Below are 15,437 nucleotides of genomic sequence, written 5' to 3' on the forward strand. Positions count from 1 at the left end.
GGCTATGCTCGTGCGCCCGGAACGGCCCTATCCGTTCTGGGAGCTACCCCCTCGCCACCCTCGACTAGCATGACCAGGGAGGCCCGCAGTGGACGCCCAGGGCTAGGAGCCGCAGGCGTCCGCCCGAACCGCACCGCCGACTCAGCGGTCAGGAGATGCTCAGCATGATCGATCTCAGCACCTGGAACCTTACCATTCCCACCGAACCCACCCCGCAGGTGATCACCACCCAGCAACTCAACAACGGCTACCAGAGCCGGTACTTCCAGCAAGGCAACGATGGCGGCCTGGTCTTCTGGGTGCCCATCGACGGCTCGCACACCGAGGACAGCACCTATCCTCGCACCGAACTGCGCGAAACCCAGGCCGACGGCAGCCTCGACAACTGGTACTACTGGCAGGCCGACAACGAATTGCGGGTGACCATGAGCGTCGAGAAGGTCCCCTCGAAGAACAAGGTGATCATCGGCCAGATCCACAGCAAGTCGCCACAGACCGACGACGGCGAACCTCTGGTGAAGCTGCAGTACTACTACAAGCCCGAGGAAGGCCTCGGCCGGGTCGAGGCGCTGGTACGCAACCACCCGGACGATTCCTATAGCCGCAACGTGTCGATCCTCGAGCAGGTACGCCTGGGCGAGCGCTTCAACTACAGCCTGCGCGTCACCTCCAGCGGCGAGTTGGCGGTGCGCGCACGCAGCCAGGACGGCGAAGAGGACGCTTACTACCAGACCCTCGGCAGCGCCTGGAACGACCAGTTGCTCTATTTCAAGGCCGGCGCCTACGTGAACGACAACGCCGGCGACAGCGGCGAAGGCAGCCGCGTGACCATCTACCACCTGAACACCGCCCATCGCTGAACCGCCGACGGCGCACGGACGCGCCGCCCCAGCCCTGTGCAAGCCCCCGACGCCTGCCACCGCGGCGTGCACGCCCGACGCCATGGTTGTCCCTGCAACCGCTCTACGCCGCGCTTTCGACAACTTGGCAAAGAGCTTGCTACGTCCTGCCAGACGGTAGCCAACGGCGGTTACCCATCCCCGACAAAGACGTCGCGCGGCCTCTCCTTCCCGGCAGAGGCCCGTGGCGTCTTCGTCGTTTCGCCCCAGCGTCGGGGCGGGTGGGTGGTCCGCTGTCGGACGCTCACCTTGTAGCGATGCAACTTCCGCCGGGCGGCCGTTCCGCCCCGATTCCGCTGGATACGAGGTGTTCGATGAACAACAGCTTCTGGAAGGCCGGCCATGCGCCGACCCTGTTCGCGGCGTTTCTCTATTTCGACCTGAGCTTCATGGTCTGGTACGTGCTCGGCCCGCTGGGGGTGCAGATTGCCGGCGACCTGCAACTGAGCACCCAGCAGCGCGCGATGATGGTCGCCACGCCGATCCTCGCCGGCGCCGTACTGCGCTTCCTGCTCGGCCTGCTGGCCGATCGCTGGTCGCCGAAGAGCGCCGGCATCCTCGCCCAGGTCATCGTCATCGCCGCCCTCGCGGCCGCCTGGCTGCTGGGCGTGAACAGCTATGAGCAGGCACTGCTGCTGGGGTTGTTCCTCGGCTTCGCCGGGGCATCCTTCGCCGTGGCCCTGCCGCTCGCATCGCAATGGTACCCGCCGCAACACCAGGGCAAGGCCATGGGCATCGCCGGCGCGGGCAACTCCGGCACCGTGCTCGCCGCCCTCTTCGCCCCCGGCCTGGCCGCCGCGTTCGGCTGGAACAACGTGTTCGGCTTCGCCCTGCTGCCGCTCGTCCTGACCCTCCTGGTGTTCGCCATGGTCGCGCGCAACGCCCCGCAGCGGCCGGCGCCCAAGGCCATGGGCGATTACCTGAAAGCCCTCGGCGACCGCGACAGCTGGTGGTTCATGTTCTTCTACAGCGTCACCTTCGGCGGCTTCCTCGGCCTGGCCAGCACCCTGCCCGGCTATTTCCACGACCAGTACGGCCTGAACCCGGTGACCGCCGGCTACTACACCGCCGCCTGCGTCTTCGCCGGCAGCCTGATGCGCCCGCTCGGTGGCGCCCTCGCCGATCGCATCGGCGGCATCCGCAGCCTGCTGATGGTGTACACCCTGGCCGCCATCTGCATCGCCGCGGTCGGTTTCCACTTGTCCAGCGCGATGGCCGCCCTCGGCCTGTTCGTGGTCGCCATGCTCAGTCTCGGTGCCGGCAATGGCGCGGTGTTCCAGTTGGTACCGCAGCGCTTCCACAAGGAAATCGGCGTGATGACCGGGCTGATCGGCATGGCCGGCGGCATCGGCGGCTTCTGCCTGACTGCCGGCCTCGGCGCGATCAAGCAAAGCACCGGCGACTACCAGCTCGGCCTGTGGCTGTTCGCCAGTCTCGGCGTGCTGGCCTGGTTCGGCCTCCACGGGGTGAAGCGGCGCTGGCGCACCACCTGGGGCTCGGCCGCGGTCACCGCCGCGCGGGTCTGAGCGTGGGGCTGCGACTGAGCATTGGCGAGGCCAGCGCCTGCGGGCCTCGCACGGAAAACCAGGATGCGCTGCGGGTGGTCACCCCGGCGCCGGCCCTGGCCGCCAGCAAGGGACACCTGCTGGCCATCGCCGACGGTGTCAGCCAGTGCGCCGATGGCGGCCTGGCGGCGCGCAGCAGCCTGCAAGCGCTGGCCCTGGATTACTATGCGACTCCGGAAACCTGGGCCATCGTGCAGTCCCTGGACCGCCTGCTGCTGGCGCAGAACCGCTGGCTACAGGCCAACGGCGGCGGCCAGCCGCTGCTCACCACCCTCACCGCCCTGGTGCTGCGCGGCACCCGCTACACCCTGGCCCACGTCGGCGATTGCCGGGCCTACCTGTGGCGCGACGGCGAGTTGCTCCGGCAGACCAGCGACCACGTCTGGGAACAGCCGCACATGCAACACGTGCTGACCCGCGCCCTGGGACTGGACCAGCATCTGGTGGTCGACTATCTGGAAGGCGATCTGGAGCCCGGCAGCCAGTGGCTACTGGTCAGCGACGGCGTCTGGGCGACGCTGGGCGACAGCGGCATCCGCAGCATCCTGCGCAACGCCGAAGAGCCGCAGCGCAGCGCCGAGGCTCTGGTTCGCGCCGCCCACCTGGCAGGCAGCCAGGACAACGCCAGCGCCCTGCTGGTGCGCGTGGAAGCCGTGCCCGCAGGCAGCCTCGGCGACGCCCTCGCGCAACTGGGCCACTGGCCACTGCCGCCGCCGCTGAAGCCCGGCCAGCTCTTCGAAGGCTGGCGGGTCCGGCAGTTGCTGGGCGAAACCCGCCAGTCCCTGCTCTACCGGGTCGAGGATGGCCAGGGCCAACCCTGGCTGCTGAAGACCCTTCCCGCCGCACGTGCCGACGATCCGCTGGCAACCCAGGCCCTGCTGCTCGAGGAATGGTTCCTGCGCCGCGTCCAGGGCCGGCATTTCCCCGAGCTGCACGGATTGGCGCAACGCCAGCATCTGTATTACCTGATGCGCGAGCACCCTGGAGAGACTCTCGCCGAGCGCTTGCGCAACCATGGCCCGCTGTCGCTGCCGGAGTGGCTGGGGCTGGCCAACCAGCTGCTGCGCGGGCTTGGCCAGTTGCATCGACGCAACCTGCTGCACCGCGACCTCAAGCCGGAAAATCTCCACCTCGGCCGCGACGGCGAGCTGCGCCTGCTGGATTTCGGCCTGGCCTGGTGTCCGGGATTGTCGCGCGAAGACCCCCATCTGCTACCGGGTACGCCCAGCTACCTGGCGCCGGAGTGCTTCTCCGGCACCTCGCCCTCGGTGCGCCAGGATCTCTACGCCACCGGCGTCTGCCTCTACCAGGCGCTGACCGGGCGCTATCCCTATGGCGAGATCGAAGCCTTCCAGCACCCGCGCTTCGGTCGCCCCGTCCCGCCCAGCCGCTATCGCCCCGACCTGCCGGCCTGGATCGACGACCTGCTGCTGCGCGCCGTCGCCTGCGACCCCGCACAGCGCTTCGAGACCGCCGAGGAATGGCTGCTCTCGCTGCAACAGGGAGAAGCGTTGCCGGTCGCGGCGCCCCGCCCATTGCTGGAGCGCGAACCGCTGCAGACCTGGCGCGCCATCGCCCTGCTGTCCCTGGCCGCCAACCTGGCGCTACTCCTGGTCTGGCTGAAGGGCTGAGTGGCACCAGCCCGGTGCGACACGCCCCGGCACGGAGCAGAAAGACCGTGGGGAGCCCCCGCGTTATCCCTGCAAGGCCATGGAGATAGGCAATAGCGCAAGTTGGCACGGCGCCTGCTTTGGTTCTCCCGACAATCGACAACAAAGCGCCTGCCTCAACGACGAGGCGGCGTTTCCCGACCGAACGGGACCTGGACAAAGGCGTCCTGCTGGCAACAGCGGGACGCCTTTTTTGTTTGCGCCAACCTTATGCAGGAGCTCCTCCGCATGAAGAAGATCAAGCTGGTGATGGTCGGCAACGGCATGGCCGGGGTCCGTACCCTGGAAGAACTGCTCAAGCTCAACTCGGACTTCTACGACATCACGGTGTTCGGCGCCGAGCCCCATCCCAACTACAACCGCATCCTGCTGTCCCCGGTGCTGGCCGGCGAGCAGACCTTCGAGGAAATCGTCCTCAACGACCTCAACTGGTATGCGGAAAACGGCATCAAGCTCCTCCTCGACCGCAAGGTGGTGCAGATCGACCGGCTTCGCCGCAGGGTGGTCGCCGCGGACGGCAGCGAGGCCGAGTACGACCGCCTGCTGCTGGCCACCGGCTCGCTCCCCTTCATCCTGCCGATACCCGGCAATCGCCTGCAGGGCGTGATCGGCTACCGCGACATCGCCGACACCCAGGCCATGATCGACTGCGCCCGGACCCACAGCCACGCGGTGGTGATCGGCGGCGGCCTGCTCGGCCTGGAGGCGGCCAACGGCCTCAAGCAACGCGGCATGGACGTGACCGTCGTGCACCTCTCCGACTGGCTGCTGGAACGCCAACTGGACCGCACCGCCGGCAAACTCCTGCAAGGCGCGCTGGAAGCCCGCGGCATCCGCTTCCGCCTGAACACCCAGACCCAGGAACTGATGGACAACGGCAGCGGCCGGGTCTGTGCCGTGCAGTTCAACGACGGCGACGTGATTCCCGCCGACCTGGTGGTAATGGCCGCCGGCATCCGCCCCAATACCGAGCTGGCCGAAAGCGCGGGCATCCCCTGCAACCGCGGCATCCTGGTCAACGACACCCTGCAGACCTACGACCCACGCATCTATGCGGTCGGCGAATGCGCCAACCACCGTGGCATCGCCTACGGCCTGGTTGCGCCGCTGTTCGAGCAGGCCAAGGTCTGCGCCAACCACCTGGCTCATCTCGGCTACGCCCGCTACCAGGGCTCGGTGACCTCGACCAAGCTCAAGGTGACCGGTATCGACCTGTTCTCCGCCGGCGACTTCATCGGCGGCGAAGGCAGCGAGACCATCACCCTTTCCGACCCCATCGGCGGCGTCTACAAGAAACTGGTGATCAAGGACGATGTACTGGTCGGCGCCTGTCTCTACGGCGACACCGCCGACGGCGGCTGGTACTTCCGGCAGATCCGCGAGAACCACAACGTCGCGCAGATCCGCGACCACCTGATGTTCGGCGAGAACGCCCTCGGCGATGTCGGCCACCAGGGCCAGAACAGCGCCGCGAGCATGCCCGACACGGCCGAAGTATGCGGCTGCAACGGCGTCTGCAAGGGCACCATCGTCAAGGCCATACAAGAACACGGCCTGTTCAGCGTCGACGAAGTCAAGAAACACACCAAGGCCGCCAGCTCCTGCGGCTCCTGCGCGGGATTGGTGGAACAGATCCTGATCAGCACCGTCGGCGGCGCCGCCGACGTCAAGCCGAAGAGCGAGAAGGCCATCTGCGGCTGCAGCGACCTCAACCACGGGCAGATCCGCAAGGCCATTCGCGAACACCGGCTGACCAGTCTCGACGCCGCCATGCGCTTCATGGACTGGAAGACCCCGAACGGCTGTGCCACCTGCCGCCCGGCCCTGAACTACTACCTGATCTCGACCTGGCCGGGAGAAGCCAAGGACGATCCGCAGTCGCGCCTGATCAACGAACGCGCCCACGCCAACATCCAGAAGGACGGCACCTACTCGGTGGTACCGCGGATGTGGGGCGGCGTGACCAACGCCGCCGAGTTGCGGCGCATCGCCGACGTCGCCGACAAGTACCAGGTGCCGATGGTCAAGGTCACCGGTGGCCAGCGCATCGACCTGCTGGGGGTGAAGAAGGACGACCTGCCGGCCATCTGGAAAGACCTCGACATGCCCTCCGGACATGCCTACGGCAAATCCATCCGCACCGTGAAGACCTGCGTCGGCAGCGAGTTCTGCCGCTTCGGCACGCAGAACTCGACGCAGCTGGGCATCGATCTGGAACACGACCTGTTCAACATGTGGTCGCCGCACAAGGTCAAGCTGGCGGTCTCCGGCTGCCCGCGCAACTGCGCCGAGGCCGGGATCAAGGACGTCGGCATCATCGGCGTGGACTCCGGCTGGGAGATGTACATCGGCGGCAACGGCGGGATCAAGACCGAGGTCGCGGAGTTCTTCGTCAAGCTCAAGACCGCCGAAGAAGTGCGCGAATACAACGGCGCCTTCCTCCAGCTCTACCGCGAGGAAGCCTTCTACCTGGAGCGCACGGTGCATTACCTGCAGCGGGTCGGCATGGAGCACATCCGCAAGACGGTGGTCGAGGACGCGGAAAACCGCAAGGCGCTCAACGACCGCCTGCAATTCGCCCTGTCCTTCGAGCAGGACCCATGGAAGCAGCGCATCGAACAGCCGCAATTGAAGAAGGAGTTCGAACGGATTCCGCTCAAGCAACTGGAAAACGTCTGAATCCCTTGCCCGGGCCGTCCCACGGCGGCCCTCCCCCTACCGGAGTGAACCGATGAACTGGCTGGATATCTGCTCCCTCGATGAAATCAACCCGCTGGGCTCGCGCGTGGTCGCCGGCCCGAAAGGCGACATCGCCATCTTCCGCGCCGCCGACGACCAGGTCTTCGCCCTCGATGACCGCTGCCCGCACAAGGGCGGCCCGCTGTCCCAGGGCCTGATCTACGGCAAGCGAGTGGCCTGTCCGTTGCACAACTGGCAGATCGAACTGGAGAGCGGCGAAGCCGTGGCCCCGGACCAGGGCTGCGCCCATCGCCACCCGGTGCGGGTGGAGAACGGGCGGGTGCTGCTCGGCCTGGACAGCGTGGCGCTGTGCGCCTGATCTCTCGCCGATAACAGGAGCCGAGCATGTCGACAGATTCCCCGCTGCGCACCACCGCTTCGACCTGCTGCTACTGCGGCGTGGGTTGTGGCGTCCTGATCGAACACGACGGCGAACGCATCCTCGGCGTGCAAGGCGATCCTCGGCACCCGGCCAACTTCGGCAGACTCTGCAGCAAAGGCGCCAGCCTGCACCTGACCGGCGACCTCCAGGCCCGCGCGCTGTACCCCCAACTGCGCCTCGGCAAGCAACTGGCGCGGGCTCGCAGCGACTGGGAGAGTGCCCTGGAACATGCCGCCGGGCGTTTCGCCGAGACCATTCGCGAACACGGGCCGGACAGCGTGGCCTTCTATATCTCCGGCCAGTTGCTGACCGAGGACTACTACGCCTTCAACAAGCTGGCGCGGGCCCTGGTCGGCACCAACAACATCGACAGCAATTCGCGCCTGTGCATGTCCTCGGCGGTGGTCGGCTACAAGCGCAGCCTGGGCGCCGACGCACCGCCGTGCAGCTACGAAGACCTCGACTGCGCCGATTGCGTGCTGATCGCCGGCAGCAACATGGCCTTCGCCCACCCGGTCCTGTTCCGTCGCCTGGAAGCCGCCAAGGCCGCTCGGCCGGAGATGCGCATCGTGGTGATCGACCCGCGGCGCACCGACACCTGCGAGCTGGCCGACCTGCACCTGGCGCTGCTGCCCGGTACCGACGTCGCACTGTTCCACGGCATCCTGCATATCCTGCTCTGGGAGGACTGGATCGACCGTTCGTTCATCGCCGAGCATACCGAGGGTTTCGCCGACCTGAAGGAACTGGTGCGCGACTACACCCCGGCCGCCGTCGCCGACATCTGCGGCATCGACCGCGCCGACCTGCAGCGCTGCGCCGAATGGATCGGCCGTTCGCCGCGCTTCCTTTCGCTCTGGTGCATGGGGCTCAACCAGTCCAGCGCCGGCAGCGCCAAGAACAGCGCACTGATCAACCTGCACCTGGCCACCGGCAAGATCGGCCGCGCCGGATGCGGACCGTTTTCCCTCACCGGCCAGCCGAACGCCATGGGCGGTCGCGAGACCGGCAGCCTGGCCAACCTGCTGCCCGGCCACCGCGAAGCCGCCGATCCCGGCCATCGCGCCGAGGTGGCGCACTACTGGGGTGTGGAACAGTTGCCCACGTCCCCCGGTCTCAGCGCCATCGAGCTGTTCGATGCGGTCCACGACGGCCGGATCAAGGCGCTCTGGATCGCCTGTACCAACCCCGCGCAATCGCTGCCGGACCAGCGCAAGATCCACGAGGCCCTTGCCCGCTGTCCCTTCGTGGTGGTCCAGGAAGCCTTCGCCGGCACGGAAACCTGCCAATACGCCGACCTTTTGCTTCCAGCCGCATCCTGGGGAGAAAAGGAAGGCTCCGTGACCAATTCGGAACGGCGGGTCAGTCATGTCCGTCGGGCCGTTCCGCCCCCCGGGGAAGCACGCCAGGACTGGAACATCGTCTGCGACTTCGCGCGCCGCCTGGAAGGGCACCTGCGGCCCGCTAAACCCGGCCTGTTCGCCTTTGCCGACAGCCGCAGCCTGTTCGACGAATACAAGCTGCTCACCGCCGGGCGCGACCTCGATCTTTCCGGCCTCAGCTACGCACTGCTCGACCGCCTGGGGCCGCAGCAATGGCCATTTCCCACTGGCGCGGAGCAAGGCACCGCACGGCTCTATGCAGACGGCCGCTTCCCTACCGCCTCGGGACGCGCGCAACTGGTCGCCGAACCCTACCGCGCCGCCCAGGAAAAACGCGACGCGCGCTACCCGCTGACCCTCAATACCGGACGCTTGCGCGACCAGTGGCACGGCATGAGCCGGACCGGCACCTGCGCACGCCTGTTCGGCCATGAAGAGGAGGCCCTGGTGCACCTGCATCCCGAGGAACTGCGCCGCCGCCAACTGCGGGACGGGCAGCTCGTGCGCCTGAAGAGCCGGCGTGGCGCGCTGGTCCTGCCGGTGAGCGCAGACGACTCGGTGCGCCCCGGCCAGGCCTTCCTGCCGATGCACTGGGGCGATCGCTTCCTCAAGGGCCTGGGCTGCAATGTCCTGACCCTGCCGGCGTTCGACCCCCTGTCGAAACAACCCGAACTCAAGCACGCCGGGGTTCAGGTCGAGTCCGTCGAACTGCCCTGGCGCCTGTTCGCGCTGGTGGAAACCGATATCCAGGCGCGTTTCGAGGCCCTCCGTGCGCTGTGCGAAGTCTTCGACCACGCCAGCTTCAGCCTCGCCGGACGCGAGCGCCCCGCCCTGCTGGTCAGCGCCGCACACCATGAGGCACCTGGCGCAGACCTGCTGGAGCGGATAGATCGCCAACTCGAATTGCTCGACGGGCCGATCCTCGCCTACGACGACCCACGGCGCGCCATCGGCAAACGCGTGCGCCTCGAAGACGGGCGCATCGTCGCCGTCCGGCTCGCCGGCGAAACCCTCGCCCGAGACTGGTTGAAAGAGCTCTGGCTTACCGGCCGGGCCGATAGCGAGCTACGCCGCTGGCTGCTCGCCCCACTCGGCGCGGCACCGGGACGACCCAGCCAGGGTGCGGGCGGCAAGACCCTGTGCAGTTGCCAGAACGTCAGCCAGCAAACGGTGCTCGGCGGCATCGCCCGCGGATTGGACCTGGACGGATTGAAGCGCGAGTTCGGCTGCGGCACCGGCTGCGGCTCCTGCGTACCGGAAATCAAGAGACTGCTGGCGGCCCCCCGGCCCATGGCGGCGAATGCCTGAGGAGAACGACGATGAGCGGTAAGGTCTGGCTGGTGGGTGCGGGTCCCGGCGATCCGGAACTGTTGACCCTGAAGGCAGTTCGCGCCCTGCAGGACGCGGATGTGGTGATGGTCGACGATCTGGTCAACCCGAGCATACTGGAGCACTGTCCGTCCGCCCGGCTGGTCCGGGTCGGCAAACGCGGCGGCTGCCGCTCCACACCGCAGGACTTCATCCAGCGCCTGATGCTGCGGCATGCCCGCCAGGGACGCAGCGTGGTGCGCCTGAAAGGCGGCGATCCATGCATCTTCGGCCGCGCCGGCGAAGAAGCCGAATGGCTGGCCCGGCACGGGATAGACAGCGAGATAGTGAACGGCATCACCGCCGGGCTGGCTGGCGCCACTGCCTGCGGTATACCGCTTACCTACCGCGGCATCAGCCGCGGCGTGACCCTGGTGACCGCGCATACCCAGGACGACAGCCGGCTGGCCTGGGAAGCCCTGGCACGCAGCGGTACCACGCTGGTGGTCTACATGGGCGTCGCCCGTCTCGCAGAGATCCAGGCCGGGCTGCTGGCTGGAGGCATGGCCGAGGATACGCCGCTGGCGATGATCGAGAACGCCACCTTGGGCAACCAGCGCGAATGCCGCAGCAACCTCGGCGAGCTACTGCGGGACGCCGGACGTTTCGCCTTGAAAAGCCCGGCGATCCTGGTGATCGGCGAAGTAACCCGCGACATCGTGTCGCAACCGATTTCCCTGAGCGCCTGACGAGCGGTCTTTTTCCAGGCAAAGAAAAACCCGGCCTGAGCCGGGTTTTTCCTTAGAGGCTCAGCCGATTACTTGGCTTCAGCTTCTACTTCGGCTTCAACGCGACGGTTGATAGCGCGGCCTTCAGCGGTGGCGTTGTCGGCAACCGGGCGGGACTCGCCGTAACCAACAGCGTTCACGCGACCACCTTCTACACCGTACTCGTTGACCAGTACGTCACGAACGGCGTTGGCACGACGCTCGGACAGCTTCTGGTTGTAAGCGTCGGTGCCGACGGAGTCGGTGTGACCTTCAACGGTGGTGGAAGTGGACGGGTACTGCTTCATGAAGTCAGCCAGGTTCTTGATGTCAGCGTAGCTGTTCTCTTTGACCTTGGACTTGTCGAAGTCGAACTTCACGTCCAGCTGTACGCGTACGACTTCGGCGACAGCCGGGCAGCCGTTGGCGTCAACGGTGACGTTGGCCGGGGTATCCGGGCACTTGTCGACGTTGTCGCAAACGCCGTCGTTGTCGGAGTCGGAGCAAACGTCGGCAACCGGTTCCGGAGCCGGAGCGGCTTTCGAACCACCGAAGTTGAAGCCGACGCCCAGGCCAGCCATCCACTCGCCCTGGTGACCGTTGTCACGCTTCTCCAGACCGTACTGGCCGTCGAGGCTGGCCTTGGCGAAGAAGTTCTCGGTGAAGTAGTACTTCAGACCAGCGCCGATGTTGGCCATGGTCATCTGCTGACGGCCTTGGCTGTCGCTGTTGATGTTGGTGATGTTCTGGTGAGCCAGACCAGCCGACACGTACGGACGCAGACCTACGCCCGGGGTACCGAAGTGGTAGATGGCGTCCAGGGAGGTCAGGTTGCCGTGGACCTTCTTGTTGCCGGTTTCGTAGGTGCCACGAACGTCATGGTACTCACCGTAGGACAGCGCCAGCTCGACGTCGTCGGTCAGGAAGTAACCGATCGAGCCGCCGTACAGGTCCGCGTTCTTCATGTTGCGAACGCTGTCGGTGAAGTAGCGCTTGCCGAAGGCTTCGATCTCTACCGAGTTCTGGCCCTGGGCAAAGGCGTTCATTGCCGAAGCGGCAACCAGCGAGCCGATGACAACGCCTAAGGTGTTCTTCAGTTTCATCCGTTAAATCCCCATCTTGATGGTCAGTTAGTTGTCCAACAATCAGCCGCACAACTTGGGTGGCAAGTTTATCAGAACTTCCCGCATAGAGAGACAATATTTACCCAACTATGTTTCGGTCGCATCTGAAAACTTTTCGCGCAGGCGGTCCAGTGCCCGCTTGTAGCGCATTTTCGTCGCACTCAGACCCATGTGCATGATATCCGCTATCTCCTGAAACTCCAGTTCCGCGACGAAGCGAAGAACCAGAATCTCCCGATCTATCGGATTGACATGGACGAGCCAACGATCCAATCCGCCCCGCTCCTCAACCTTCGGCGACTTCTCCTCGGAAGCCTCCTCCAGCGGGTCGAGGCTGAGCGCATCCATCAATCGGCGCTTGCGGCGCTCCTTGCGGTACTGCGTGATGCACTCGTTGTACGTGATGCTATATAGCCACGTTTTGAACTTCGACTTGCCCTCAAAGTTCTTCAACCCGTACAAAACTTTCAGCATCACCTCCTGGCACACGTCGTCCGCGTCGCGGTCGTTGCCCAGGTAGCGGGCACAGACGTTGAACAGCGTGCGCTGGTAACGCCGCATCAATTCTTCATAGGCGCGCGTCACGTGGAACAGCTCCGAGTGCGCACGCTCGACCAGCTCTTCATCGGAAAGCTGGCGTGGGTCATACCGCTGTGACAGGGGGTGAGGCTTATTCAAGTGAGATCAGGCCAGTCATATCGTAAGCCGGGCCGCCCTGCAGAGCAGCCACGTCCATTATCTCTCCCGGATCAGCGGCTGGTAACTCGCTGATCGAGCAGTAGACGGTTGGCCAGCGACACAAGCTCTCCCTCTTCCGTCAGCAGGATGGTCTTGACCGTACCTATCTCTTCAATAGTGCCTTCAACGTCACCCACTTTCACCTGTTGTCCGACCTGATACAGCTCGCGGACGTAGATTCCTGCAATGATCTGCCCGGCGACCTCGCGGCTGCCCAGGCCCAGGGCCAGCGCAGCGGCCAGGCCGACGGTGATCAGGACGATGGCGATGATGTAGTTGAGCAGGTCGGTCTTGACCTCGAGCTGCCCCACCGCCACCGAGATGCTGATGATGATGACCAGCCACTGGGCGATCCGCCCCAGGCCGTTCGCGTATTCGAGACCGACGCCGTCCGCCGCGCCGCGCACGACGCTGTTCACCAGTTGCGCCAGGAGCACGCCGACGATCAGCACCAGGGCCGCGCCGAACACCTTGGGCAGGTACAGGGCGAGGACGTCCAGCGTGGCGGATACCCGCTGCAGGCCGAGCGACTCGGCGGCGGATACGAGGAAGACGAGCAGTACGAACCAGTAGACGATCTTGCCGACCAGCGTCGAGACCGGAACCTGGATGCCGACCCGGGCCAGCAGCTTGGTCAGGCCGGTGCCACCCATCAGCCGGTCCAGGCCCAGCTTGGCCAGCAGCTTGGAAAGCAGCGCATCGAGCAGCTTGGCGATGACGAAGCCGAGCAGAACGACCACCAGGGCGCCGAGCAGGTTGGGGATGAAGCCTGCCAGCTTGCCCCACAGGGTGTTCATCGCGGTCAGCAAGCTCTGGGTCCAGATATCGAATTGCATGTTCACTCAGCCTTGTCAGCAGAAGATGCGTTTTTCGCGGAAATACGGGAAACCGGCGCCAGATGCGGCGAACCGTTGTTGATGCCGATCATCAGCGCCTGCAGCCAGTGCCCCATGAGGCTGAACAGGTCACCGGCGCCGACCTGGCGATTGGCGGTCTTCAGCACCCGTCCCAGACGCGCGTCGTCGTCCGGCTGGGGAGCCGAAGCCTTGAGCAGGTCCCGCAGGGACTCTTCGAACGGATCGTGCATGCGCACCTCATGTCTGTACGAGGGAGTGACGCCCTCTCCTCACTCCAGGTCACGTCAGAGCCAGCGCAGCCGACGAAATACCCACCACTAGAAGGTGGCGACCCCGCCGATCAGCAGGCAGGCCAGCCAGAACCCATGCGGTGCATCCGCCCCTGGAATGCCGCCGACATTGATTCCCAGCAGGCCGGTGACGAAGCTCATCGGCAGGAAAAAGCCGGTGATTATACCAAGGAGATACATGGTGCGGTTCATCCGTTCGGTGATTCGCCGCGACTCGGCTTCCTGCAGGACGCTGATGCGCTCCCGTATCAACTCGAGTTCTTCGAGATTCCGCGTCAGCCGGTTGTTCAGCTCGTTCCAGTAATCGGCGTCGTCCTCGACAAACCAGGACAGCTTGTAGCGCGCCAGTTGCGAGTAGATGTCCCGCTGCGGCGCCAGGTAGCGCCGCAACCCCGCCGACCGGCGGCGCAGGGTACGCAACTGGTGCTGGTCGGGACTGGCGCGCTCGTCCGCCTCGACCAGCTCCTCGACAGCATCGAGCTGGTCGGCTATCCCGCTGATCAGCGTGTCGACGCGATCGGTCAGGTAGTGCGCGAGGTAGTACACGACCTCGGATGCTGTCTTCGGCCCTTTCCCCGCCTCCAGGTCCTCGAGCAGATCGGCCACCGCCTTCAGCGGCCGCAGGCGCAGCGAGATCACCCGGCGCGCGTCGGCGAATACCCGCAGCGAAACCATGTCTTCCGGCTCCGCGCCCGGATTCAGGTTCACTCCACGGAGGAACACCAGCAGGCTTTCGGCCCCGAGATCGAGCAAACGGGGGCGGGTCGCCTCCTCCAGCAGCAGATCGCAGGCGAACTCGCTGAGCCCCGCGGAATCCCGCAGCCAGGCCTGCGCTTCCGGCACGCCGCGGTCCCAGTGCAGCCAAAGGCTTTCCTCCGGCAGCAGGTCGAGCACCGCTATCTGGTTGCGTCCGACACGGCGTCCGCCGCCGCGCCCGTTGAGGACGTAGCCATAGATCAGGCCGCGCTCGTCACCCGACTCGTACGCTTGCATTGCGCTTCCCTTGGTAAAACGACCATTTCGACAGTAAAAACACAAGTCCGGTACCAGTCAATTCATGGACTTGCGGCACAACCTTAAAGCCAGTCCTGAGACCCGTATGCGCACCCCGGGTTCATTCCAGCAAAAAGCCCCGGGACGCTGCCTGCGTCACCGGGGCCGGAACGGCTGTTAAAAAGCCCTATTCGGGCATCTTCAAGGCCTGCGGAGAAACGATGATGCCGTTGTTGTCGGCATACACGAACTCGCCGGGGCGGAAGGTGACGCCGCCGAAGGTCACGGCGACGTTCAGATCGCCGATGCCGCGCTTGTCGGTCTTCAGCGGATGACTGGCCAGGGCCTGGACGCCGAGGTCGGTCTGGGCGATCACGTCGACGTCACGGATGCAGCCATACACGACGATCCCTTCCCAGCCGTTCTTCGCCGCTTTCTCGGCCAGCATGTCGCCCAGCAGGGCGCGGCGCAGCGAACCACCGCCATCGACGACCAGGACCTTGCCCTTGCCGTCCTTGTCGACCTGCTCCTTGACCAGCGAATTGTCTTCGAAGCACTTGATGGTGACGATCTCGCCGCCGAAGGAGTCGCGGCCGCCGAAGTTGCTGAACATGGGTTCGACGACCTGGACCAGCTCAGGATAGGCATCGCACAGATCGGGAGTGACGTAATGCATGGGAAGCTCCTGTGGGTGAAGGGATCGGCTCGGGCAGCTCCGGAGGA

General features: G+C 65.6%; 13 protein-coding genes. 7 read left to right on the plus strand and 6 right to left on the minus strand.

The window, feature by feature from the left end; all coding sequences use genetic code 11:
- Nucleotides 1-164: 164 nt before the first annotated feature.
- The 7 genes from LE197_RS13060 (at nucleotide 165) to cobA (ending at nucleotide 10,694) form a co-directional block, all read left to right on the plus strand.
- Complete coding sequence (locus LE197_RS13060) at nucleotides 165-860, plus strand: polysaccharide lyase family 7 protein (RefSeq protein ID WP_003087865.1); 696 nt, start codon at nucleotides 165-167, stop codon at nucleotides 858-860.
- 353 nt (nucleotides 861-1,213) lie between these two features.
- Nucleotides 1,214-2,425, plus strand: a complete 1,212-nt coding sequence (locus LE197_RS13065; protein ID WP_003120302.1) for an MFS transporter — start codon at nucleotides 1,214-1,216, stop codon at nucleotides 2,423-2,425.
- A gap of 74 nt (nucleotides 2,426-2,499) precedes the next feature.
- Nucleotides 2,500-4,095, plus strand: coding sequence for a bifunctional protein-serine/threonine kinase/phosphatase (locus LE197_RS13070; RefSeq protein ID WP_023108967.1), 1,596 nt, complete (start codon nucleotides 2,500-2,502; stop codon nucleotides 4,093-4,095).
- 267 nt (nucleotides 4,096-4,362) lie between these two features.
- Nucleotides 4,363-6,813 carry a nitrite reductase large subunit NirB gene (gene nirB / locus LE197_RS13075; RefSeq protein WP_226034074.1) on the plus strand — a complete coding sequence of 817 codons (2,451 nt, stop codon included), beginning with the start codon at nucleotides 4,363-4,365 and terminating at the stop codon, nucleotides 6,811-6,813.
- 52 nt (nucleotides 6,814-6,865) lie between these two features.
- Nucleotides 6,866-7,192: a nitrite reductase small subunit NirD gene (gene nirD, locus LE197_RS13080; protein WP_003087853.1), complete on the plus strand. Its 327-nt coding sequence runs from the start codon at nucleotides 6,866-6,868 to the stop codon at nucleotides 7,190-7,192.
- A 26-nt stretch (nucleotides 7,193-7,218) separates the two neighbouring features.
- Nucleotides 7,219-9,945, plus strand: coding sequence for a nitrate reductase (locus LE197_RS13085; protein ID WP_003144730.1), 2,727 nt, complete (start codon nucleotides 7,219-7,221; stop codon nucleotides 9,943-9,945).
- Nucleotides 9,946-9,956: 11 nt separating this feature from the next.
- The gene (gene cobA / locus LE197_RS13090; RefSeq protein WP_023108968.1) at nucleotides 9,957-10,694 is read left to right on the plus strand and encodes a uroporphyrinogen-III C-methyltransferase; all 738 of its coding nucleotides are present in this window, start codon (nucleotides 9,957-9,959) and stop codon (nucleotides 10,692-10,694) included.
- A 68-nt stretch (nucleotides 10,695-10,762) separates the two neighbouring features.
- Here cobA and oprF read toward each other — a convergent pair whose 3' ends face one another.
- From oprF to rraA, 6 genes are all read right to left on the minus strand, one after another.
- Nucleotides 10,763-11,815, minus strand: a complete 1,053-nt coding sequence (gene oprF, locus LE197_RS13095; RefSeq protein WP_003087843.1) for an outer membrane porin OprF — start codon at nucleotides 11,813-11,815, stop codon at nucleotides 10,763-10,765.
- Between the two features lie 108 nt (nucleotides 11,816-11,923).
- Nucleotides 11,924-12,514, minus strand: coding sequence for an RNA polymerase sigma factor SigX (sigX, locus tag LE197_RS13100; RefSeq protein WP_003098059.1), 591 nt, complete (start codon nucleotides 12,512-12,514; stop codon nucleotides 11,924-11,926).
- Between the two features lie 71 nt (nucleotides 12,515-12,585).
- Nucleotides 12,586-13,410, minus strand: a complete 825-nt coding sequence (locus LE197_RS13105) for a mechanosensitive ion channel family protein (RefSeq protein WP_003087830.1) — start codon at nucleotides 13,408-13,410, stop codon at nucleotides 12,586-12,588.
- 2 nt (nucleotides 13,411-13,412) lie between these two features.
- Nucleotides 13,413-13,667 (minus strand): hypothetical protein, encoded by a 255-nt coding sequence (locus LE197_RS13110; protein ID WP_003120308.1) that lies wholly within the window; start codon nucleotides 13,665-13,667, stop codon nucleotides 13,413-13,415.
- 81 nt (nucleotides 13,668-13,748) lie between these two features.
- On the minus strand, nucleotides 13,749-14,714 hold the full coding sequence (locus LE197_RS13115) for a zinc transporter ZntB (RefSeq protein WP_132507972.1): 966 nt from the start codon (nucleotides 14,712-14,714) through the stop codon (nucleotides 13,749-13,751).
- Nucleotides 14,715-14,901: 187 nt separating this feature from the next.
- Nucleotides 14,902-15,390 carry a ribonuclease E activity regulator RraA gene (rraA, locus tag LE197_RS13120; protein WP_003087823.1) on the minus strand — a complete coding sequence of 163 codons (489 nt, stop codon included), beginning with the start codon at nucleotides 15,388-15,390 and terminating at the stop codon, nucleotides 14,902-14,904.
- Nucleotides 15,391-15,437 lie beyond the last annotated feature (47 nt).

The sequence above is a fragment of the Pseudomonas sp. PS1(2021) genome, from assembly GCF_020405165.1.
GTDB classification, from domain to species: domain Bacteria; phylum Pseudomonadota; class Gammaproteobacteria; order Pseudomonadales; family Pseudomonadaceae; genus Pseudomonas; species Pseudomonas aeruginosa.